At 53.8% G+C, this 21,619-nt stretch carries 20 protein-coding genes and 1 riboswitch; of the genes, 7 read left to right on the top strand and 13 right to left on the bottom strand.

What is annotated here, in order from left to right:
- Nucleotides 1-57 precede the first annotated feature (57 nt).
- Genes ORD20_RS10435 through ORD20_RS10420 form a run of 4 tightly spaced genes read right to left on the bottom strand, consistent with a single transcriptional unit; the run spans nucleotide 58 to nucleotide 3,823 of the window.
- Nucleotides 58-768, bottom strand: a complete 711-nt coding sequence (locus ORD20_RS10435) for a winged helix-turn-helix domain-containing protein (RefSeq protein ID WP_103374908.1) — start codon at nucleotides 766-768, stop codon at nucleotides 58-60.
- A gap of 43 nt (nucleotides 769-811) precedes the next feature.
- The gene (menC, locus tag ORD20_RS10430; RefSeq protein ID WP_430626150.1) at nucleotides 812-2,602 is read right to left on the bottom strand and encodes an o-succinylbenzoate synthase; all 1,791 of its coding nucleotides are present in this window, start codon (nucleotides 2,600-2,602) and stop codon (nucleotides 812-814) included.
- Nucleotides 2,603-2,627: 25 nt separating this feature from the next.
- Nucleotides 2,628-3,341, bottom strand: a complete 714-nt coding sequence (locus ORD20_RS10425; RefSeq protein WP_158246207.1) for a GNAT family N-acetyltransferase — start codon at nucleotides 3,339-3,341, stop codon at nucleotides 2,628-2,630.
- Entirely contained in the window at nucleotides 3,338-3,823 is a 486-nt protein-coding gene (locus ORD20_RS10420) for an NUDIX hydrolase (RefSeq protein ID WP_103374913.1), read from the bottom strand. The genes ORD20_RS10425 and ORD20_RS10420 overlap by 4 nt, the downstream gene beginning before the upstream one ends.
- Before the next feature lie 176 nt (nucleotides 3,824-3,999).
- Here ORD20_RS10420 and ORD20_RS10415 point away from each other — a divergent pair, with 176 nt between their 5' ends.
- The gene (locus tag ORD20_RS10415; protein WP_103374914.1) at nucleotides 4,000-6,003 is read left to right on the top strand and encodes a S9 family peptidase; all 2,004 of its coding nucleotides are present in this window, start codon (nucleotides 4,000-4,002) and stop codon (nucleotides 6,001-6,003) included.
- Between the two features lie 29 nt (nucleotides 6,004-6,032).
- Here the strand turns inward: ORD20_RS10415 and ORD20_RS10410 are convergent, their stop codons facing one another.
- From ORD20_RS10410 to ORD20_RS10400, 3 genes are read right to left on the bottom strand one after another with little or no spacing between them, the layout of a single operon-like run.
- Nucleotides 6,033-6,869 carry an alpha/beta fold hydrolase gene (locus tag ORD20_RS10410; protein WP_103374915.1) on the bottom strand — a complete coding sequence of 279 codons (837 nt, stop codon included), beginning with the start codon at nucleotides 6,867-6,869 and terminating at the stop codon, nucleotides 6,033-6,035.
- 6 nt (nucleotides 6,870-6,875) lie between these two features.
- Nucleotides 6,876-8,435, bottom strand: coding sequence for a CAP domain-containing protein (locus ORD20_RS10405; protein WP_103374916.1), 1,560 nt, complete (start codon nucleotides 8,433-8,435; stop codon nucleotides 6,876-6,878).
- Between the two features lie 24 nt (nucleotides 8,436-8,459).
- Nucleotides 8,460-8,753, bottom strand: a complete 294-nt coding sequence (locus ORD20_RS10400) for a metal-sensitive transcriptional regulator (RefSeq protein WP_103374917.1) — start codon at nucleotides 8,751-8,753, stop codon at nucleotides 8,460-8,462.
- A 281-nt stretch (nucleotides 8,754-9,034) separates the two neighbouring features.
- Between ORD20_RS10400 and ORD20_RS10395 the strand changes: the two genes are divergently transcribed.
- The 5 genes from ORD20_RS10395 to ORD20_RS10375 all read left to right on the top strand — a co-directional run bounded on the left by ORD20_RS10395 (nucleotide 9,035) and on the right by ORD20_RS10375 (nucleotide 13,946).
- Complete coding sequence (locus tag ORD20_RS10395; RefSeq protein ID WP_103374918.1) at nucleotides 9,035-9,226, top strand: hypothetical protein; 192 nt, start codon at nucleotides 9,035-9,037, stop codon at nucleotides 9,224-9,226.
- Between the two features lie 156 nt (nucleotides 9,227-9,382).
- Nucleotides 9,383-9,979 (top strand): pyroglutamyl-peptidase I, encoded by a 597-nt coding sequence (locus ORD20_RS10390; protein WP_103374919.1) that lies wholly within the window; start codon nucleotides 9,383-9,385, stop codon nucleotides 9,977-9,979.
- 82 nt (nucleotides 9,980-10,061) lie between these two features.
- Nucleotides 10,062-12,080 carry a S41 family peptidase gene (locus ORD20_RS10385; protein ID WP_430626149.1) on the top strand — a complete coding sequence of 673 codons (2,019 nt, stop codon included), beginning with the start codon at nucleotides 10,062-10,064 and terminating at the stop codon, nucleotides 12,078-12,080.
- A complete protein-coding gene (locus tag ORD20_RS10380; RefSeq protein ID WP_430626148.1) occupies nucleotides 12,067-12,681 on the top strand; it encodes a S41 family peptidase in 615 nt (204 codons plus the stop codon). Before ORD20_RS10385 ends, ORD20_RS10380 begins: the two co-directional genes overlap by 14 nt.
- A gap of 206 nt (nucleotides 12,682-12,887) precedes the next feature.
- A complete protein-coding gene (locus ORD20_RS10375) occupies nucleotides 12,888-13,946 on the top strand; it encodes a tetraprenyl-beta-curcumene synthase family protein (protein WP_103374920.1) in 1,059 nt (352 codons plus the stop codon).
- Here the strand turns inward: ORD20_RS10375 and ORD20_RS10370 are convergent.
- Nucleotides 13,917-16,019 (bottom strand): RecQ family ATP-dependent DNA helicase, encoded by a 2,103-nt coding sequence (locus ORD20_RS10370; RefSeq protein ID WP_158246208.1) that lies wholly within the window; start codon nucleotides 16,017-16,019, stop codon nucleotides 13,917-13,919. The genes ORD20_RS10375 and ORD20_RS10370 overlap by 30 nt on opposite strands.
- 134 nt (nucleotides 16,020-16,153) lie before the next feature.
- Here ORD20_RS10370 and ORD20_RS10365 point away from each other — a divergent pair, with 134 nt between their 5' ends.
- Entirely contained in the window at nucleotides 16,154-17,296 is a 1,143-nt protein-coding gene (locus tag ORD20_RS10365; protein ID WP_158246209.1) for a pyridoxal phosphate-dependent aminotransferase, read from the top strand.
- 119 nt (nucleotides 17,297-17,415) lie between these two features.
- Here the strand turns inward: ORD20_RS10365 and ORD20_RS10360 are convergent, their stop codons facing one another.
- The 5 genes from ORD20_RS10360 to ORD20_RS10340 all read right to left on the bottom strand — a co-directional run bounded on the left by ORD20_RS10360 (nucleotide 17,416) and on the right by ORD20_RS10340 (nucleotide 21,541).
- Nucleotides 17,416-17,925 (bottom strand): hypothetical protein, encoded by a 510-nt coding sequence (locus ORD20_RS10360; protein ID WP_242968358.1) that lies wholly within the window; start codon nucleotides 17,923-17,925, stop codon nucleotides 17,416-17,418.
- Nucleotides 17,926-17,987: 62 nt separating this feature from the next.
- Nucleotides 17,988-18,335, bottom strand: a complete 348-nt coding sequence (locus ORD20_RS10355; RefSeq protein ID WP_103374924.1) for a DUF962 domain-containing protein — start codon at nucleotides 18,333-18,335, stop codon at nucleotides 17,988-17,990.
- 134 nt (nucleotides 18,336-18,469) lie between these two features.
- Complete coding sequence (locus tag ORD20_RS10350) at nucleotides 18,470-19,594, bottom strand: peptidoglycan-binding protein (RefSeq protein ID WP_173677075.1); 1,125 nt, start codon at nucleotides 19,592-19,594, stop codon at nucleotides 18,470-18,472.
- A gap of 10 nt (nucleotides 19,595-19,604) precedes the next feature.
- A riboswitch (cyclic di-AMP (ydaO/yuaA leader) is annotated at nucleotides 19,605-19,740 on the bottom strand.
- A gap of 248 nt (nucleotides 19,741-19,988) precedes the next feature.
- Complete coding sequence (locus tag ORD20_RS10345) at nucleotides 19,989-20,414, bottom strand: GtrA family protein (protein WP_103374925.1); 426 nt, start codon at nucleotides 20,412-20,414, stop codon at nucleotides 19,989-19,991.
- A complete protein-coding gene (locus tag ORD20_RS10340; protein WP_103374926.1) occupies nucleotides 20,411-21,541 on the bottom strand; it encodes a glycosyltransferase family 4 protein in 1,131 nt (376 codons plus the stop codon). The genes ORD20_RS10345 and ORD20_RS10340 overlap by 4 nt, the downstream gene beginning before the upstream one ends.
- Nucleotides 21,542-21,619: the final 78 nt, after the last annotated feature.

Genomic DNA, 21,619 nt, shown 5'->3' with positions numbered 1-21,619 from the left:
TTCGCCAAAGCCCCGTGCCTCTCAGGTCTTGTCGCTCCACTGCCGCCTTACCCTCCCTTAACTCGGGGCATTAGACAATTCCTTAAACCGGTAGCCAACGCCGCGCACCGTCTCAATAAAGCGGGGGGCTTGCGGATCTTCTTGCAATTTTTCGCGCAAGTGGCGAATGTGCACATCCACCGTCCGCGCATCACCAAAAAAATCTTGGCCCCAGACCCGCACCAGGAGATCATCGCGGGTAAAGGCCCGCCCCGGATTGCGCGCTAAGATAGCCAACAATTCAAATTCGGTAAAGGTCAGATGAAGCGGCTTGTTGTCCAAAAGGGCCTCCCTCTTATCCAACTCCAAGCGCAAGCCGTTACGCTCGATGTCGCCGCTCTCTTCGGTTTCCTTATCACGCGGCCTCTTCGCACGGCGCAAGATGGCTTTGACTCGGGCAACAAGCTCGCGCGGCGAAAAAGGTTTTGTGACGTAGTCATCTGCCCCGAGTTCTAATCCCAAAACTCGGTCTAATTCATCTTTGCGGGCGGTGAGCATAATCACCGGAATATCCGTTTCCTTGCGAATGGACCGACACACGTCCATCCCGGACAATCCCGGCAACATGACATCCAACACAATCAAATCCGGCTTCTCCGCCAAAGCGCGTTTTAGCCCGCGTTCACCGTCACTCTCTGTCAACACGTCAAAGCCCTCACGGCCCAAATTGTAGGCCACGAGCTCCACAATCGCGGATTCATCATCGACCACCAGCACTCGCTGCGGCATAGTGTCCTGCCTTTCTCCAGATATTTGCGTCACCCCATGCACCTTATGCCAGCTGCTTCGGGGACTGGACGATTGTTGTCGGCACAACGCGCCGCGCGACGACGTCGAGCACGAGAACGTTCAGCGCGGTCATCATCTCAATTTCCTGCTTCACATGCAGTTGCACGTCTTTTAAGATGGCGAATAAATTGCCAGACATCGAAAGGCTTACATCCAAGGCGATACTAAGACCCGCGGGAACGGTTTGCACACTCACCCGGTGAACGCGGTAAAGGCCTGGGCACTGCCGCGCCACATGCATCACCAAGGCGGTAACCACGGTATCCGAAATGTAAAAGCGGCCCAGACCGGAATACGTTGGTCGCACGATGGATTTCTCGACCATCACGGCCCGACCTTTGCGGCGGAAAATAAAGCGCAAGGGATCAATGAGATATCCCGAAAACGACTTGCGCACTTCCATCGTTGGCGCCGGGATGACATGCTTGCCCTCTTCGCGGCGAATTCGTTGGGCTAAAGCTCGTTCCTCAGACGTCGTCACCGATTCGATCAAAATCCAATGCACCGGAACGCCTTCCATGTCCAACGCCTTCAAAATCCGCTGAATCATGTGCGCTGACGTCCCTAAGATCAAAAGCGATGACAAATGCAACCGGGCAATCGCCTCTTTGATGAGCCGGGCATGCTCGGGATCGGCCAAAATCGCCCGTTTAACAGCGGCGACCATGGTCGCTTCCCGTTTGGCAGAGTATCCTGCCACAATGCGTCCTTCTGAAATCAAGAGCCCATCATCGATAATGGCCTCGGCATTCTTCTCCTCTGGGTTTAACACAAACGGGGTGGCAATAATGTCTTCGTCAAAGTAGCGATCGCTCGCGGAAGTGTCTCCTGGCAGCGTAAACCCAGCTAACGTGGTTAAGTGCAGGTTATGCGCGCGTCCCACTCCCGTTTCCAACATCCCTCCGCACCACAGCGGAAGCTGATGATCAAGAGCAAAGCGGTTGATGCCCAAAGCTTGCTGGTATCCTCCTACCCGTCCGACTTTAAGATTGATAATTTGACACGAGCCCATCTCAAAGGCCTTGCGCGCATCAGCGGGGGAATGCACCGCTTCATCTAAACAAATAGGGGTAGCGATGTGGCGAGCTAGTACGGCATGGTCCACATAATCATCATACCCTAAGGGTTGTTCGATCATCATCAAATGGAGCGGATCTAGAGCTTGCAAGGTCGAAATATCGTCCAACGTGTATGCGGAATTGGCATCTGCCATCATTGGTACCTCTGGTCCTAACGCATCACGGACCGCGGTAAGCGGTTCTAAGTCCCAACCCGGACGAATTTTAATTTTCAAGCGCCGATATCCTTGGGACCAATAATCCCGAGCCACTTTGACTAGCTCGTTGGTCGACGGTTGAATCCCAATGGACACCCCCACCGGAATGCGGTGGACCGCCTCTTGTCCCCCCAAAAGCTGAAACAGCGGCACGCCTTGAGCCCGGGCAAACCAATCCCAAATAGCCATTTCAACGGCCGCTTTGGCCATGCGGTTGCCTCTTAGCCCAGAAAGCTTTTCCCACACCGCCTCCGGGTGTGGAATATCTCCGGTCAGTCTGGGCACAATGTGGTCGCGAATAGCATAATAGACGCTGGCACTAGTTTCTTCGCTGTAAAGCGGTGCATCTGAGGCGACCGATTCCGCGTAGCCTTCAATGCCTTCCCCGCGGACGGTCACGAGCCACGTGCGTTTGTCGCGTTCAAGACCAAATGAAGTCTCAAATGGTGATTTCAATGGCAGCGACACAAATTGCAAAACCACTTGTTCAAGACGCATTGCCTATCCCTCCCTGAGTCGTTTTTCACGATTGGTCTAACGGCCTTGCCTCTGTCCACGCATAACACCACTGTCCTAAGGGCGAACGCACCAAGCCCACAATGCGCCGACGTGTTGGGCTGGCAAAAAACCGTGCATAGCGGTCAGCCCATTTTTGGGCTTGGGTGGGATGTTCGCGTCTAAGCGCCGTGATGTCGTGAGGTATCGGCAACAATCCTTGGGGCTTCTGCGAAATGCCCTCAAGGTCTTCAGACACCGCAAAAAACCGGTGACTGGGAAAATTCCCGTTGAGGGTATCGCCCATCGTGCCGTAATAATTCGGAGCAAAGTCCAACACGTGGGCCTTAAGCACGCGTAAATTAAAGATCGCATTGCGGACCTGGAGAGGATCAAATGTCCATCCTACGAATTCATAGCCATAGGTTTTAGCCCACCGGACTTGTTCCTGCTTCAAATGCGATCCCAAGCCCAAACTGCGGTATCCCGGCATAATGGCCATCATGTGGGAATGCAAATACCAATGATCTCCCATGCGCGCTGGCATCGCGACGGCCATGCCCACCATCTCTTCTTTGACAAATGCCCCTAAAATGAGGCCGCCATGATCCGCAAAGACTTTGAGCAAAGCCGCTGGAGTCCCTTCACCCTCTTGCCAAACAGCGTCTTCAATGCGTTTGACGGCTGCAAATTCATGCAAGGTATGAAGGACGCGGATCTCCGGGGACTCTCGATCTTTCATGAACGTATCCAGCCTTCCCATAATTCCAATTGATGCAGGATGCGAGCCGTCGCCCCCCAAATCGTTCCATCTGGGCATTTATACACCCACCCGCTCTCCGTTTGACGCCGGCTTGCCGCCAGATGAGTTTGCGAAATCCAGTGTGCACTGGCCACTTCGGCCGCGTTTAACACGCACTTGGGGCGCGACTCGCATAGGGCAATCCATGGCACAATCTCATACCCACTGCCCCGTACCACAACAGGCTCCAAAGCGCCCTGACATTGGGCATCGGTTAACCATACGCCCACTTCTTCGAAGGTTTCTCGGCGTGCGGTCTCCCACAATGACCGGTCTTGGGGAACCGGACGGCCCCCGGGCAAACCACATTGTCCGGGATGTTCGCTCAAGGCATCAGCCCGCCTTATCACCAACACCTGCCATTCGTGCTCCCACACCAAGCACACACAAACAGCGGCAGGTTTCCAAAGTGCTTGGGACATGACCTTTCGATAACCGCCCTTTCCTCAACGCACCGTGCAGGACTTTTCGCCTGTTTTCGCGAATAACGGTTCCAGGACATTATAGCAAGGCGCTGACCATTTCTTTGGTTCTTTGCCACCTTTGTCCTCAGATTGGTACATAGACTGGGTACGAAACCACAAAGGAGGCTCATGCGATGCGTAGGCTCAATGCTGATGACCTATTTGCCTTTAAATTGGCAGGAGATGTGCGCCTATGTCCTGGCAAAAACTTAGCCGTATACGTGGAAAGTCAGGCCAACCGCAAAGACAACACCTATCATACCCGCATTATGAAAGTGTGGCCGGGCGAAAGCCCCGAACCCTTTACCCAAGGGCCCGAAGACACCCATCCCCGTTTTTCCCCCGACGGCCAATGGCTGGCATTCCTATCCAAACGCAGTGGCCACAAACAAATTTGGGTGATGTCCACGCAAGGAGGAGAGGCGCGCCAACAAAGCCGGATTGCCGGAGGAATTGATTCTTTTATTTGGGGCCCGGATTCTCGCACCTTGTATGCCATTGCGCAACTGGACGAAGACGGCATTCAAGACGAGTCGCAGGCACCAAGCGACGATGAATACCATAAATTCAATCAGGACGTCAAGGTCATCACGGAACTCGCCCATAAAATGGACGGCATCGGCTATTATGGCCCCCGGCGTCCTCATATTGTGCGCATGACATTAGACGCCAAAGACGCGGTACAACTGACCCACGGACCGTACCGGCATGATGCACTCGCCATCTCGCCTGATGGACAATGGCTGGTATTCACGTCGCGCTACGGTGACGACTATGACCGGGAGTCATTTGAAGAACATGTCTATGCCTTGGCCAACCCATTGCATAGCCCAAAGGCGCCTATTCGCATCAGCCCTGCCGGTTTGTCGGCCCGTCAAGCCGTCGTCCATCCCGATGGCCACCGCGTCTTCTTTGTGGCCGACCGCACAGAGGACTTAGGTTACGACAACCCGTCGTTATATGTCACAACCTTCGACGCCCCCGAGCACGTACAGCGCGTCGCCCCTTCATGGGATCGCCCATTTGCGGACGAATCCTTATCCGATATGATCGGCACCGGGAGCAATCCTCTGCATTTTCGTCATAATGGCCGTTCCCTGCTGAGCCTAACAAGTAATCACGGCACGGTACAACTGGCCGAAATTGACCTAGAAAACGATACCGTCGATTTATTGACCCAAGGACCTCATGTCTATTACAGCTATGACCTCTCGGCCGATGGCTCATCCGTGCTCCTCGCCAAAAGTGTCCCGACCAACCCCAGCCAACTCGAATGGCTAGACATTGAAAACGATGAGCTGACCCCCGTCGCCGACCCAAACCGCGAATTGTTGCAAACCGTGCAGCTATCTGCTCCCGCCCGCTTCCATTATCATGCCGCAGGCGGGCCGGAAATTGACGGCTGGGTGATGAAGCCCATCGGCGCCGAAGAAAATCACACCTATCCCGCCGTGTTAGAGATTCATGGGGGACCGATGATGATGTATGCCGATAGCTTCTTCCTTGAGTTTCAGTGGCTCGCTGCTCATGGCTACGGTGTCATTTATACCAATCCCCGAGGATCTCAAGGGTATGGCCGCGATTTTTGTCTGGCCATCCAAAAAGAATGGGGTCACAAAGATTATGATGACATCATGGCGGGGCTTGATACGGCTTTGGCCGCTAATCCATGGATCGACCCCGAACGTCTAGGCGTCGCGGGGGGCTCTTATGGGGGTTATATGACCAACTGGATTGTAGGCCATACCCAGCGCTTTAAAGCCGCCATTACCATGCGTTCTGTCGTCGACTGGCGTGCCATGGTGGGAACCGGAGATGGCGGATGGCACTGGATGCGGCGAGCCGACAACGTCGCACCATGGCAGCCTGATGATGCCTGGTACCGCGAACAAAGCCCCATTACCTATGTCGAAAACATTACAACTCCCTTACTCATCGAACATCAAGAAGGAGACTTGCGCTGCCCCATCGAGCAAGGGGAAATCTTATATAGCGCCGTGAAATACTTGAATAAAGCCCCAACGAAATTCATCCGCTACCCCGGTGAATTTCATGGCATGAGTCGCAACGGCAAACCTTGGCACCGGGTGTTTCGTCTCAATAGCTTTACCGACTGGCTCGAACAATACGTAAAGTAAACAGCATACAAAAGCCGTGGGGCAGTACCTCACGGCTTTTGTATGCTCACCACGTCCCCCGCTTGCTTGAGCAGGCGGACAAAGGTCATTAAATCATAGTCATAAGGCAAGTGCCCCGCTCCCTGGGCCACGAAAATGGGAAAAGAGCCCTGCACAAGTCGCTCGACATCGCTCAGCGGAAATAAAATGTCGCGGTCGCCATGAATGGCCGCTATCGGTATATCCGCAGCCACAAGGCGTGCGACAAAATCGGGAGCGTCATAAAACTGACCCATGCGCGCCATTTCCCGCGCACGGCGCCATCCGTAACGCATGCGCCGGCGCGAAATGGGAGACACCTGATGCGGATCGAGGCCTAACGCGCGCAGCATCCGGTTTCCAAAAAAGTCCATGCTCGTCACCCACAAGCCGATTTGGTTAATCCAGCGCCAGCGCGTCGGACTTAAAGCGTTAAGAGGAGGAAAATAACCCGCGCTAGACACTAAAATCACCCCCTTCACCCGGCGCGGATGGGCAGCGGCAAAGACTCCGGCCACCATCCCCCCAAATGAGTGTCCGACAAGTATAGGCTTAGGTTCTCCCAGATGGGCAATAAACCGTCCCAACGCCTCTTGAAAATCGTTCAGCGTCTGCCGAAATGGCGGTAAACTTGAATCGCCAAATCCCGGCAGATCGAGCGCGTAATAGTGACCAGCCACAGGCGCTTGCTGCAGCAAATCAGCATAGGCCCAGCGCGATGACCCCATGCCATGCAAAAAAATCCAGCTTTGGGATTGGCCAGTCCCCGGCCACTCCGACCAAGCTAAACGAACCGGTCGACCCCGCACCGTCACCATCGCTGTTTTCTTTTGGGGATCATACAACATGGACTCTCACCACCAAAATTGCATACTTGTCTCCCCACCAGAGACCGCTTCAAACAGGTGGCGGGTCGCGGGTTTTGCTAAATGACACACAGCAATGCCATTTCTATGGGTGACAGCTTGGGCGGCTAATGTCAGACGATTGCCCGCCTCTACTTGATAAATGCGGACGGGATCGTTGGGCACGGGACGCCCGCTGCCCGCCTGCGCTACCGACACTAAGAGATCTCCGGCATGGACGGGATCCACCGCCACGGACGCATCCGTCCCCCCCGTCGTAAATTGCCAATGCAGCGCCACGGGTATGCGTACCTCGTTATTAAATAACGCTTGTCCCGAAATCTTTACCGTATAAGTCGTCCCTGGCTCAAGGCGTGTGCGGGGCACCATACCTAATTGATTGTCCGCCATATCATCAACGCCCGGCGCGTCCAGATAGATAGGGACCGTTTTCCCGTTCGCAATCAGTTGCGCACGGATCTGGCGGAGCTGTTGAACGGTCGGAAAATCCACCGTAATAGGATATCCAAATTCTTGGCTAAAGCCATTGGGTACCGGATTAGGACTTTCCATATCCGTCCACCCGGTAGGCACCCCGCTTTGTCCCGACGCCGGATAAACAATCGCTAAGGGCAAATGGGCCCGGTAGCCATACCCTAAATCCATCACCACAGCGCCTGTACTGCCCGTGGTCTGTCCGGCACCTACTGCCACCACATTCGGAGAGAGTAAAGATAGACGATGATAGACCGTATCTACGAGATTTTGTATGACCGCCACAGGCGGCAAAGACGTCGTCCATTCAATGCCCACCTCGCCATCTAATGGGCTTTGCCACCCAAAAGCCATATCGCGATCCCACGGATTAATCCCCGTAAAATTTTCGTGTCCAGTCGTTTCTAAGTGGAAGGAAGGCGCATCATAACCATTGTCTTTGACATACAATGCGTGAGACGCTGCGGCCCATGCTAATGCGTTATTCCACGCCACCGGCGATTCCCCTAAGGACGTACGCACCGCATTAAGCGCGGCTAGATATTGGGGCACTTGCGCTGCCACTAGAGCCTGACGTTCCTGTGCTAGCTGGGCCTTTGGCAACGGGTGAAGGGTCAATCCCCAGACACTTTGGGCCGTTTGAAAACCGGGACTTTTAAAGACCACCCGGTAATGCCCGGGTTTTAATGCCGCCAAAAGGTGCACGCCGACAAATCCCGTGCTTTGATAAAATAGGGGACCGGTTTTGATAGATCCATGCGGCGATGTCACCAACAAGCTTAAATGGTCTGCAGATAAATGGTTAGGTGCATCCCCAATAAATTGAATGCCGATGGTCTGGGGTGAGAAGTAGGCGGTATATGAAGACGGAACCACGGGGCTCATCACATTGGCACCCTCATACCCATGATTGGCCCGTGTCGAATAGGGTCCAAACGGGGTAAATGGCACCGGCAACACGCCATTCGCCGGACCAGATACCGTGACAAGCGTTGTCCCCGTATTCCACTGCATTCCCGCCCATGCCAACAATACCACCAAGGCGGCCTTTGCCAGCCGTGTTCGCCCTGCCACGCGTCCTCCCTGTCACACCATCATTTATAGGCGTCCTTTAGCATTGAGTTCGGACAAAATTGCACGAATTTGTTCTGGATCGAGGGGACCTGCGGCCTGCTCAATACCATCCACCACACCACAGGCGCTGACGACTCGAGCCACTTGGCTCAGCGCCCCCGAGATAGCCGCCAGCTGCGTCAAAATTGCTTTGCAATCCTCATCACGGTCCAGCATCGCCTGAACGCCCCGGGCTTGACCCTCAATTCGGCGCATGCGCCGAATTAAGTCATCTCGATCCCAGTATTTTCCGATAACAGGGCGCTTCGTAGAATCCATATTGCGGTCACCGCCCTTACTTCCCGTAGGATGTCCTTGGTATCTTAATCTAATGCTCACTATGGCTTCATGCCATATTATATACCGTCCATACCCATCATGGTATGTGATGTCCGCACTTGTCCAAACCGAGCGCCCCACCTTCTCGCAGTAGACAGTTGTCCTTGGCTGGCAATAAAAAGCAGCGGATCTTAAGCTTCCTGTAACACATTGGAAACATCTGCTGCGTTTAATAAGGCTAAACGATTACGCCATTGCAGAAGGTAAAGGAGGCATGATCCATGTTGACCATTATGATTTGTCCCAAGTGCCGTCGCCACCCGGTGCGCACCCTGACGAACCCGGTTTCTGGCGATATTTATAAGATTTGCGACAATTACCCGATTTGTTCGTATGTTGAAGATCTCGAGCCATGGATTCCTTTAGATTTAATTGCTGCCGACCAACCGCTGCAGGTGCCTCACAGTGCATGAGTTGCTCGAATTCCAAGACTTCCATATACTAGAAAAGGGTTTGGGACGATGAAGTCTGCGCGATTATACCAACACGGCAGGGCATCTGGTCGACCTGCCGTGTTTTTGTGCATAGCGGCACCCTCCCTAATTGCATGAAGAGGTGGCGAAGCTTTCATGATTTTGTTAACTTATTTCGATCCGTTCGGCGATGATCCGGTCAATGTGTCGCGTGAAGTCGCGTTACATTTGCCCTCTCGCGATTATGTCATCCGCCGTGAATTAGCCACCAGCAAGCAAGATGTCGAACGCCAATTGCCCGCTTTCATTCAAGAAACCAGTCCCCATGCTATCTTGTGTCTGGGGCAAGCACAAGGACGCGCCGTCCCAACGTTAGAACGCGTGGCCATCAATTTGCTGGATAGCCGCATTGCTGATAACCGTCAGGAAGTCTACCATGACCATCGCATTGTCGCAGACGGCCCCGATGCCTATTTCAGCACGCTTCCGCTCCGACAGTTGCAAGAGGCAGTGCACGCTCAAGGATATCCTTTAGAACTGTCACTCTCGGCCGGCACGTTTATGTGCAATCAAGCGCTGTATTGGGCGCGTCATACCGCCCAAGCCCTCCCGGCCGGATTTCTTCACTTGCCCTTATTGCCGTCGCAGGCCTTAAGGCATCCTAAAACCCCTTCTATGAGCTTAGAAGACCAGACGGCGGTCTTAGATATCGTACTGCGCACCTTATGGCAGTGGCTGATGTCACCCGCATGACAAAACATGGAGTCGCCGTGTTTTCTCCATACTATTGCCGATCTAAGACTTTGCAAGCACATTTAATGACAGGAGGGTCACCGTGATAGAGCAGCCTGGATATTACCGCTATCCCACTACTGCCCAAGGGCACATCATTTTCGTATCTGAAGACGATTTATGGCGGGTTCCTCTCACCGGCGGCACAGCTCGCCGTTTAACAGCCGGATGGGGCACTGCCAGCCGTCCGTTGTTGTCCCCCGACGGGAGCACCGTCGCGTTTGTGGGCCGCGAAGAAGGTGACAATGAAATTTACATAATGCCGGCTCAAGGCGGTCCCATTACCCGTCTGACCTATTTAGCCGCCAATACCCAGCCCGTCGCTTTCTCTAGCGAAGGGGATGTGATTATCTCATCGAATGCGGGACAACCTTTTCGGTCACTATTTATGTTATACCGCGTGCCCTTATCCGGCGGTGAACCCAAGCCCTTGAATTTAGGTCCCGCCAACAACATTGCCTTTGGCCCGAATCAGCTGGTCGCCCTAGGGCGTAATACCGCCGACCCCGCTCGCTGGAAACGCTACCGCGGGGGCACGCGCGGGCAAATTTGGATTGGACGACCTGATACGGCACATTTCGAGCGCCTAGACGGCATTAACGGCAACCTCGCCAGTCCTATGTGGATTGGATCGCGGCTCTACTTCATTTCTGACCACGAAGGCTATGCCAACATTTACTCCACAACCGCTGACGGAGGCGATTTGCGTCGGCATACGGATCATGAGACGTACTATGTGCGCAATGCCTCAACAGATGGTCGCGTTATTGTCTATCACGCGGGGGCCGATCTCTATGTCCTGGACCCGGCCCAAAACCAAGAGTCCATGGTTCCCATTGCCTATTACAGTCAGCGCACCCAAGCCGAAACCCATTATGTCCCCGCGGCCGACTATTGGACCGAGTATCAACTTTCTGAGCAAGGCGACCACGTGCTCATCACCACCCGTGGCAAACTCTATTACATGGGAAATTGGGAAGGTCCTTGCACACCGCTTGGGGTGACGCAAGGAGTCCGCTATCGCCTGAGCCGATTTATCCCGGGACAAGACCGTATTCTTACCGTGTCAGACGATGGCGGCGAAGAAGGCCTCGAGCTGATTGACGTAAAGACAGGTGCCACCACGCGTCTGCCCGGCCACCATGGCGAAATCGCCGCGCTCACCGTATCAGCAAACGGGGCATTCGCGGCATTCAGCAATGAACGCCATGAACTTTGGTTGGTCGACCTCGGCACATTCAGCGTCCTGCAAATCGATGCCTCGGCCTATGGCCCTGTCCGCGGCATAGACTTCTCTAAAGACAGTCAGTGGTTAGCTTACGCCTTACATAGCACTTCCAAAACCAGTGCGATTAAAATTCATCACATCCCCAGTCATGAAACGCACACGGTCACACAGCCTGTCCTGGTTGATCAAAATCCTGTCTTTGACCCCAGCGGCCGCTATTTGTACTTTCTCTCTCACCGGGTCTTCAATCCGGTCTATGACAACTTACGGTTCGACTTAGGGTTTCCTAGCGGCATGATGCCTTACGCGATCCCTCTTCAAAAAGACAGGCGCTCCCCTTTCCAACTGGATCCGCATCCCTTGCAAGAGAACGGGGCGTCTGCAGCCGATTCCTCCGACAAGGAGACGCCAACAACCGTCATTGACTTTGAGGACATCGCCAGCCGGGTCGTGCCATTTCCGGTCCGTGAAGGGATTTACCACCAATTAGCCTGCGATGCGAATGCCGTGTATTGGACCATGAGTGTCCCCCACGGGAGTTTGCAGTCCTCATTTTTCGATGAGGAAGGCGCGCGTGCCACCTTGCAGCAGTTTTCGCTGAAGGATCTCAAAGAAGAAACGTTGGCCACGACCGCCATTAGCCCATTTGGTCAATCAAGCGGGTCAAGAAGTGGCTCTCGAACTCATCAAAGGATCGACCCAAGAAAAGTTTTCCGCAACCGTGGTGCCTTTGTCCCAAGAAATGCCGGCGCGGTACCGGGAATGGGTCAATCGCAACCGCGATACGGTGCGCCAGCTGTCCCAAGGGCGCCTTGGGTATGTGCACATTCCTGACATGGGCCCCCGCGGCTTCTCGGAATTTTATCGCGCCTATTTAGCCGAATCGGAGCGAGACGGGCTCATTGTAGACGTGCGCTTTAATGGCGGCGGCCACGTGTCCCAGCTCATTTTGGAAAATTTGCGGCGCCAACGCCTTGGCTATGACGTGCCCCGTCACGGACAGCCTGAGCCCTATCCTGGCGACAGTATTATGGGGCCCATTGTTGCGCTGACCAATGAGTATGCCGGCTCGGATGGTGATATTTTCTCGCATGCCTTCAAGTTGATGGGGATAGGGCCTTTGGTGGGTCAACGCACCTGGGGCGGAGTGATTGGCATATGGGCCCGGCACCGTCTGGTTGATGGGAGCATAACCACCCAGCCCGAGTTTTCCTTTTGGTTCCGTGACGTGGGATGGGGGGTAGAAAATTACGGAACAGAGCCGACGATCCCCATTGAAAATACGCCGTGGGACTATGCCCAGCACCATGATGCGCAATTGCACCGGGCCGTCCAAGAGGCGCTTGATTTATTGGCTCAAAATCCGCCACACATGCCAGATTTCTCGAGAAAACCTGTTCTAGCTCCTCCGCCATTGCCCAAACGGCAAGCGTAAGTCCTGAGTTCTTATCCAAGACATGGTACAATGAGGAAACTTCCTCCAGAACGCGTGACCTCTTCTGGAGGAGCCCCTCAGGGGGCTTTCTTATGTTCCAAAAAAGGTATAGGCCCGGCATGATGTGGCATAGGCATAGAAGAGTGCCAGCTTGTCAGTTCGGGCGATACCGGGCACAATCGCCCTCGAGAAAGGACCAGAAGATCATGAGCGTTAAGTCCGTTGATTTTGTCAGATCGTGGCGCTGGGGCCAAGAGTACTTCCGGTCCGTTCGTCCCCGCGTGGTCCAAGCCATAACACAGTTAAAAGAAACGGCCGCGCATATTCCTGACCCGACCCTGCGTCAGCAAGCGCTGAGCTCGCTGCAAGAAAAGCAGTTTCATTGCGAAGGCGGGGGCGTGTTTGGCGGACCTTCTCGGGATCCTGGCGGGTATTTATTGCAATTCCTCGTGCCGTATCAAACGCTTTGCGACTATCTCGATACGGTAACGGACCGCGGACCATCCCAGGATCCCGAGAACTTGCGCTGGCTGCACCAAGCCTTGCTGGATGCCGTAACCCCTTTAGCCCCTGTCCAGGATTATTACCGGGAACATCCGCAAGGCGAAGATGGGGGGTATATGGCATCACTGGTTCAAAGTGCACAGAACACTCTGCAGCATTTTCCTGGCTATGATGCCATTGCCAGACCCATGCGCCGACTGGTCGAACTCTATATCGACCTCCAAGTCTATAAGCACGGCCCCCAACCGACCCGCGTGCAAAATCTCACCGCGTGGTATCACCAGGAAGCCAATCCCCAAGATGGTTTATTTTGGTGGGAATTTGCCGCCGCCACCGGTTCGACTTTAGGATTGTTTGCACTGCTCAACGTGGCCCTTGATCCCCACCCGGATGCCGACGCAGTCCACCGCGTCTTCAACTTGTATTTCCCGTGGGTCGGCGCCCTCCATATTCTCTTAGACTATCTCATCGATCAGGAAGAAGATTTGCAAGGAGGCGACTTGAATTTTGTGACGTATTACGCCTCCACAGAACAAGCGACGGCCCGGATTCAAAGGATTTACCACCGTGTGATGCAGCAAGCCCAATCCCTTCCCGATGCCGCATTCCACCGCTATGTGGCGCGAGGCCTTTTAGGCTTCTACCTATCAGATCGCAAGGTTAGGCGCCATTTAAATAAGCCGGCTTGTCAGCTGCTGGCCACCGGCGGCAGTATCAGTATTGGTATCTGGCTAGCGGCTCGCGTAGGCCGCGCCCCTTAATTTCTGATAAATGGCGCGCCCGATGCGCAAAGCATCAAACGAATAGTCGCCATGAAAGGCCTCATAAAGCTGGCGTAAGGTGGCGCCTGGCATCTCCTCGCAAGCCCTAACAATCGCACGTTGGGCGGACTGGGGCAAGATACTGCCGCAATACCATTGCCATGAGGAACTTTGAGACGCGGCAATCCACTCCTCCAAATAGCCGGTAACGGTCGAGGGTTGGCGATGCACGCGGCGGGCAATGTCCGCCAGCGGCATCCCTTCCCCAAATAAAATCCACGCTTCTTCCTTTGCTGATTTCATCCCTGGCGGGCTCACCGCATCGGCTTCCCCCGTGCTTAAAAGGGACAACAATTCCTCTCCGTACCGGCCGACGCGTACAGCTCCCATACCTGGGCACTGCGCCAAGGAAGCTAAATCGCGCGGGCGCCTTACACACAACTGGTGAAGCACCTTATCGCTAAAAATAATATAAGGCGCCACTTGATCTTGACGGGCCCGCTCCCTACGCCATTGCCTCAGGCGATCTTCGAGACCAGAATCTGCCACCTCACCAGAGGCGTCTGGCACCTTTTGCACATCACAGCAATCGCAACAGGATTCAGGGCGTGTGACCAGGTCTTGCTCGAAATAGGCCCCAAGCATCTGCCGGCGGCATGTCTTCGTCTGGACGTAGGCGCGCATGGATTCAAAGCGCTCCATGCGGTGCCGATATTGTCTTTGCATACGGTCGAATAACGCGGCAATGGTCCAATCGGGCAACGGCCCATGGACCCGTAATTGCACGTCCGTCGCCCGTTTCGATAACACCTGAATCTGTCCCATTTCTTCGAGCGCGGCCAAATGATTTTCAACCCATTCCGGCTCGAACTCTGTGTTCAGGCTCCACCAAAAGGGCCGCTGGGTCGGCAGTTGCTGTAATCGCTGCACCAACTGCACCACATCCTCACGCCTTGGCCTGTCCCGTTCAATCATATGGCGCCTACGGTGCATAGCAGAGGGAGTCACCACCATAAAGGACCATGCCGCGTTTTCATCGCGGCCGGCGCGGCCCCATTGCTGGCTATAGGCATCGACCGACTCGGGCATACCGACATTAATCACGCCTTTAACATCCGATCGATCAATACCCATCCCAAATGCGGTCGTCGCTACCACAAGACGCAAGCGCCGAGCTGAAAACGCCTCTTGCACGGTCAAACGCACGGTGTGTGGCAGCCCCGCATGATAGACGGCAACAGGTTCTGACAGCATGGACTCGAGCCATACCGCCCACTCCTCCGCTTGACGCCTCGTGTCCGCGTAAATAATGATGGCCCCAGGTTCTTTCTGAATACGCGCGAGCACTTGGTCACGCTGCTCGTTGCGATTCGACACAACCTGCACGCTCAGATGGATATTGGGCCGGTCAATAGGCAGGCGCGTCACATGGCATGACGCGCGGTCAAGTCCCAGTTGCCGCAAAATGTCATCCTCCACGGCGGACGTGGCGGTCGCTGTGAGAGCTAAAATTGGCGGCTGGCCCATACGTTCATGAAACTGGCGAATGCGCCGGTAGTCAGGTCGGAAGTCATGCCCCCACTCCGAAATCGAGTGTGCTTCATCGACCACCAGCAAATCACAAGACAGCACAGGCAGTCTCGCAGCAATCTCTGGATGCTGTAAGCGTTCGGGAGCCATAAATACGATTTTCAGCTCGCGTTGTTCCCAGCGTTGCAACACGCGCCGTTGTTCCGCCACCGCATCCCAATGACTTAACTGATAGGCCGCGATACCAAGCGACTGTAAACGGTCCACTTGATCTTTCATCAAAGCCAGCAGGGGCGAAATCACCACGGTGACCGCTGGCAAAATCGTGGCCGGAAGCTGATAGCATAAGGACTTTCCTGCTCCCGTCGGCATAATCGCCAATTGATGTTGCTTCAAAAGCACGCGCGTAATGATTTCTTGTTGCTTGGGCCGAAATTCGTTGAGATGGAACACCTCATGCAAGCTCTGCATCATCTTATGGTAAAGTTCTGGCGCAATTCCTTTATCATCCATACCATAAGATTCGCCATCATTCATCCACATTCCTGTCCGCATTCTGACACAATCCGAATTTCTTTGCATCCGCCTTTGTGCACAATGCTCTTGGTTGGCAGATCAGAAACCCTTACACTAGAGAAGCAATGGCAAAGCCATTCGCGAAAGGAGATCATTTTGCTGTGCACTGGGCTCAAAGCGTAAACTTGCCAACGTCTGGCATCCGAGAAATTCTCGACCTCGCCCTTCGAATGCCTGACGTCATTCGATTGGAAACCGGAGAACCCAACTTCCCTCCGGCGCCTTGTGTCATCGACGCATATTGCCAGGCCGCCCGCGATGGCTATAATCGCTACACCGCCTCGCAAGGCATCTTACCTTTGCGCGAGGCGCTGGCAGAAAAAATCTGGCGCATCAATCACGTCGCACGCACCCCCGACGAAATTCTGGTCACCCCAGGCGGCAGTCCCGCCCTATTTGTTGCATTCATGGGCATTTTACAGCCCGGCGACGAGCTTTTGGTGCCCAATCCGGGATGGCCCGATTACCTGGGCGGTGTGCAAGCCCTTCATCTCAACGCGCATCCCTATCCCCTGCGTGCTCCGGACTTTTGGCCGGATCTCGACACCTTGACGCGATGCGTCACCCCCAAGACCCGAGCCATCGTCCTAAATTTTCCCGGCAATCCCGCCGGAAGCCTGCCGGATGCGACCCATCTCAAGACATTAGTGGCTTTTGCCGAGCAGCACGACTTGTGGATTATTTCAGACGAAGTCTACGATCAAATTGTGTATGAAGGCTCCGCGTTGTCTCCCGCCACGTTAGCCCCAGACCGTACCATCTCCATCTACTCATTTTCCAAAACATACGCCATGACGGGATGGCGACTGGGATACCTGGCAGCCCCTAAATCCGCTACAGAATCGTTAGGCCGCATTGCCATGGGACTTTGGTCATCAGTCTCCGAACCTTTGCAATACGCAGGTCTTGCAGCCTTGCGATATGACCAAGCAGGAATTGTAGAGCGCTTAGCCCGGTACCGTGCCCGCCGTGACTATTGTCTCGACATATTGCAAAGCCGACATATTCCTGTCACCATTCCGCAAGGCGCCTTCTATCTTCTGGTCGATATCGCACGTCTTGGGCAGGATTCCCGGTCATTCGCCTTGGATCTCCTGCAAAACGAACACATTGCGGTAGCCCCTGGCCAAGCTTTTGGGTCGCAAACAGCCTCTTACGTCCGCGTCTCTTTGGCCTCATCCGAGGCCGATTTGGACGCAGGTGTCAGTCGTCTAGCCGACCTCATCGCCTCATCGGATCCCTAGCACCCGGCCAACAAAATTCTTCGTAGTACGCAGTAAAATCGAAAACGGTGATGATTGGAATCTGGTACTTACGGAAGTTGTCCATTTTTGAGCGACAAATTATCGGTGGCCTATGGGTCTCAACTATTGACTAAGACGGCATCCCACGATTCATCGAGCACGGCTCCGGACGGCAATAGCTTAAAAGAAAAGGGGGCTAATCGCGTACTTGGATCATAATACAGACGATCATACGCAAGCCCCGGCAATTGCGGAATATTGATGTACACATCATCAACAATGGTGGTCGAAGCAATCGGACGAGGCAAATAACTTAATTGTTTCTCAATGCCTTGCATGTTGACGGGGACTTCAAACGTCACATAGTAGGTGTTAGAACCATCATCATACGCCGGGCCGTAGCTATAGTAACCCGGAATTCTCCCCGTACCGATATAGGATTGATTGCCTGTCACCTTAAGCATATTGACAGCAATATTACTACCCGACAGCGTTGGGGTGTTAATCACACGCCGCACAGGGCCTGGCATATTCCCCATGCTGGTGGGACTTCCACAGCCAGCCAACACAGACCCTAGACTCAAAAACCCAACAAACATCAGGGTACGACGGACCATACGTCGTCTCACAGGGCTCGCCTCCTCTTTTCCCATCTATATAGAAAAGAGGATCGGGGTATGCCAGAAGCGACCTAGACCTGCCGCCGGCCCTTTAACGGGTTTCGCGGCAACGAGACATCTTCAAAAGCAAATCCCCTTGTCAGCATGAGCCAAAACAGCAACACATCCGCTTGAAGAGAATACACCGGATAACGCCAGGTCGCGGGGCGATTTTTCTCAATAAAGAAATGGCTGTACCAAGCCAAAGCATACCCCACCCCCACGCTAAGAACAAGGTACCAAGCATTTAACGTCAACAGCGCAAGCAGCAGCAACACAATAGCTCCCCCGGTCCCAATAAAATGGAATAAGCGGGTGGCTGGCTTTTGGTGTTCTTGCAAATAAAATGGCCAGAACTCGTTAAATGAGTGAATTCTCATCTCTGCTTCACCTCTCTATAGTAATTCGCGAGGACGCACGGAAAATCCTTCCTACTAGGGACGCAAAACCCTGTCCCAAAGAAAAAAAGCCCCAGAGCGCATGGCGCCCTGGGGAGATTCTCCGCTTAATACGCTTATTGACCTAACACATAAACGGTCACAGGCTCAATGCCAAAATTAGAAACCGTCTGGGCGTTAGCATCCATGTAAATATCGATGTGGTGTCCCACAATGGCACCACCTGTGTCCATCGCCCGTCCTAAAAATCCCCCTTGGGGCAAATTGGGGTCTGTATACCCCGTCACATAGAGATATGACTTGAGAGGAATCAGCGAGGGATCCACGGCAATCATCCCGGGTTCGAGCGGCTGTCCAAACGCGTCAACCGGCCCATAGGGATAATTGTCTTGCAGACTCGGGCCATAAGCCGTTGCCCGTACCTGATACACTGCAATAATGGGGCGCCCATCAATCGACTGGGCATTGGGCGACACCGGACCCGTCCGCGCATACCCCGCGTCAACTGAAGAGGTTTGCGAAGCGCTGCTAGGTGCAGTCGTCGTGTTGGCGCTGCTTGGAGTCTGTGAGGTTTGCTTTATGATAGTGTTTGGCCCAAAGATACCCAATCCGGTAAGAATCTGCCGCCAGGTCTGAAAGGTGGTGACGCCTGAAGGCGCCAGGTTCTGGCTGGTCTGGAAATCTTCGAGTGCCTGTTGTGTCTTAGGACCAAATATTCCGTCAGTCGGCCCCACTTGGGAATAGCCAAGCAACTTCAAATCGGCTTGCAAGGTGGCCACCCAATGCCCTTGACTTCCCATGCTCAGCCGTTGATACATTGCCGGATGAGCTTGTTCGGAAATGGCTGGAGGCGTTACCGTCAAGGTTGTGGGGCCTTGATAACGGGGCACCAATTGGAATCCCGCTAAAATGTCTTGCCATACGGGCGCACTGGTCACACCGGTCGGTTGAAATCCATTCGCCGTCTGAAAAGCCTTCAACGCGGCAAGCGTCTTGGGGCCAAAAATTCCGTCATCAGAACCCACACTGTGGTACCCTAAAAGGTACAGATCGGCTTGCAGCGTGGCCACCCAATGAGAAACATCTCCTTGTTGCAACACTTGGTTCATTGCCGGATGCTCTTGGGCCAACGCCGCGGTGGTCGCCGATACGGAGGCCGCCATGGCACCTTGTGAAGCCATCATCCCAGCTGCCAATGTGACGCCCGCAACGGTCATTCCTTGCCATAATGCAAATCGCATGCAGTCATTCTCCCCTTAGAAATATTGCCTCCGGAGTTAGCTGACGGGTTAGGGCGCGGAGAGTGGCCCTTCCAGTCCAATGCTGGATTCACCCCCACAATTGGGTCCCCCGGTTGTTGTTTCCAACAATTTGGCTAGCGCCAGTGTAATGAACATTAACAAGCCTGTCAGATACACTCTTTGCTGCTGAGAGGAGATGACACCAGGCTGCGCCAGCCATAGGACGTAAAGGGACAAGCTTCCCACGATTCCAATATGATTCCATCATTTGGACTCAGGAATAGAAACCCTATGATGAATGCGCATGAAAACGGGAGAAAAAGGGCAAAAAAATTGAGGTGTTGGCAAAATCACGGAAAAGAAATTGGAAGAAAATCTTAATGCTGTCGGGCGATTAGACAAAAACAAACAGTTTCATCATGATGAAACTGGTCAAAGATGCTAAGAACATCGCCGCCAATTTGGCAATATTATTGGCCATGACATGAGGAATGATGTGCACTTCGAGCACTAACGGCGCGATTACCCATAAAATTAAGTCGTTCACCACAATATTGATGACCGACTGAATCACAAACAAAACGCGCTGACGCACCGCATCTTTGCCCTTGGACCGCACTTGATGGCGGAAGGTCCAACGGCTATTCCAAATATAACTATTAAGAATCGCGGCAATGACAGCAATGGTGTTATACACCACCAGCTGATCCACGTTTCGCGTCGGAAATAGCCAGTAGAGGCCATTAAAAAATAACAAATCAATGACCGCATTGCCAAATCCCACGGAAACGAATTGGATAAATTGGTAGAGCCGCGTCATCTGCCGGCCCGAAACTCTCTGATCGCTTGTTCGTACAGCTGCACGAGTTCTTTCGTCGGTTCCTGCCATCCCCATTTCTCCGCTTCTTGCCGCGCTTTAGTGGACAACACCGCTAATCCCGGCTGGTCATGAATGAGTCCATGCACCATTTCGCCTAGTAAATAAGGCTGATCGCTGGGAAATAATCGGCCAGCGCCTGAATGGTCGATCAATTCATGAGAAGGCGCGGATTCCGCCGCCACGATGGGCAGACCCGATGCCATCGCCTCCAATAAGACGAGACCTAGCGTCTCGGTGGTGCTGGGAAAGACAAAAAAATCGGCGGATGCATAAGCTGCTGCTAATTCTTGCCCAAGCAACTTACCCACAAAGGTCGTTGGCGTCTTCTCGAACCGTTCCTGGAAATACTCGACGGCCGGTCCATCCCCCACTAAAGCCAGATGAACCGACGGATTGCGCTGAAAAAGCGATAAGAGGCGTGCCAACCCTTTTTCCTTGGCAATCCGGCCCACATATAACGCAATAATTTGATCGGGGTTTCCCGAGCTTAAGCGCGCCCGCATCGACTTGTCCCGTTGCCGGGGATGAAAAACATTCAAATCAACGCCGCGCCGCCATACCCGGACACGTTCAATGCCATGCGACGTGATCTCATTCTGAATGGCCGCCGATGTCGCTAAATTATAAACGGCTTGATTGTGTAGCAGCCGCAATAATCCCCACACAGCGGGTTTGGTGAATCCCAAATGATAAAAATCAGCGTATTGAGCAATATTGGTATGATACGACGCAACAAGCGGACACTTTAATTGGCGAGCCGCCCATACGCCTGCAATGCCCAGGACGAAGGGATTGACAACATGGACAATATCCGGACTAAATTCCCGCAAATAGCGTGTAACCCGAGGCGTAGGCCATCCCCATGGCTTGCCACCATAGACAAACCCAACCGAAAAGGTCGGCACAGGCTTTACCGGAATGCCTTCAAATTCGGCTTCTCCGCCTTCCGGTGCCACGATTAAAATCTCATGACCCATCCGCCGAAGTTCGCGCACCGTCGCGGTCACACGTGTTACCACACCATCTGTTGATGGCCACCAAGTTTCGGTCACGATTGCAATTTTCATTCGGCTGCCGTCCCCAAGTGCTTGATTCGCACGCCAAATCCCACCATATTGTCCAAGTTAAACCGCACTGTGACTTTG

Origin of the sequence: Sulfobacillus thermotolerans, assembly GCF_039623705.1 — a bacterium.
Taxonomy (GTDB): Bacteria; Bacillota; Sulfobacillia; order Sulfobacillales; family Sulfobacillaceae; genus Sulfobacillus; species Sulfobacillus thermotolerans.
This window is presented reverse-complemented; position numbering and strand designations above follow the sequence as displayed.

Bases quoted from the DNA above. Each gene is read 5' to 3' on its own strand.
- ORD20_RS10345 (WP_103374925.1), bottom strand. From the start codon at position 20,414: ATGACGCGGCTCTACCAATTTATCCAATTCGTTTCCGTGGGATTTGGC.
- ORD20_RS10415 (WP_103374914.1), top strand. From the start codon at position 4,000: ATGCGTAGGCTCAATGCTGATGACCTATTTGCCTTTAAATTGGCAGGA.
- ORD20_RS10370 (WP_158246208.1), bottom strand. From the start codon at position 16,019: ATGTGGATGAATGATGGCGAATCTTATGGTATGGATGATAAAGGAATT.
- ORD20_RS10395 (WP_103374918.1), top strand. From the start codon at position 9,035: ATGTTGACCATTATGATTTGTCCCAAGTGCCGTCGCCACCCGGTGCGC.
- ORD20_RS10340 (WP_103374926.1), bottom strand. From the start codon at position 21,541: ATGAAAATTGCAATCGTGACCGAAACTTGGTGGCCATCAACAGATGGT.
- ORD20_RS10425 (WP_158246207.1), bottom strand. From the start codon at position 3,341: ATGAAAGATCGAGAGTCCCCGGAGATCCGCGTCCTTCATACCTTGCAT.
- ORD20_RS10435 (WP_103374908.1), bottom strand. From the start codon at position 768: ATGCCGCAGCGAGTGCTGGTGGTCGATGATGAATCCGCGATTGTGGAG.
- ORD20_RS10410 (WP_103374915.1), bottom strand. From the start codon at position 6,869: ATGTTGTATGATCCCCAAAAGAAAACAGCGATGGTGACGGTGCGGGGT.
- ORD20_RS10420 (WP_103374913.1), bottom strand. From the start codon at position 3,823: ATGTCCCAAGCACTTTGGAAACCTGCCGCTGTTTGTGTGTGCTTGGTG.
- ORD20_RS10355 (WP_103374924.1), bottom strand. From the start codon at position 18,335: ATGAGAATTCACTCATTTAACGAGTTCTGGCCATTTTATTTGCAAGAA.
- ORD20_RS10350 (WP_173677075.1), bottom strand. From the start codon at position 19,594: ATGCGATTTGCATTATGGCAAGGAATGACCGTTGCGGGCGTCACATTG.
- menC (WP_430626150.1), bottom strand. From the start codon at position 2,602: ATGCGTCTTGAACAAGTGGTTTTGCAATTTGTGTCGCTGCCATTGAAA.
- ORD20_RS10390 (WP_103374919.1), top strand. From the start codon at position 9,383: ATGATTTTGTTAACTTATTTCGATCCGTTCGGCGATGATCCGGTCAAT.
- ORD20_RS10375 (WP_103374920.1), top strand. From the start codon at position 12,888: ATGAGCGTTAAGTCCGTTGATTTTGTCAGATCGTGGCGCTGGGGCCAA.
- ORD20_RS10400 (WP_103374917.1), bottom strand. From the start codon at position 8,753: ATGGATTCTACGAAGCGCCCTGTTATCGGAAAATACTGGGATCGAGAT.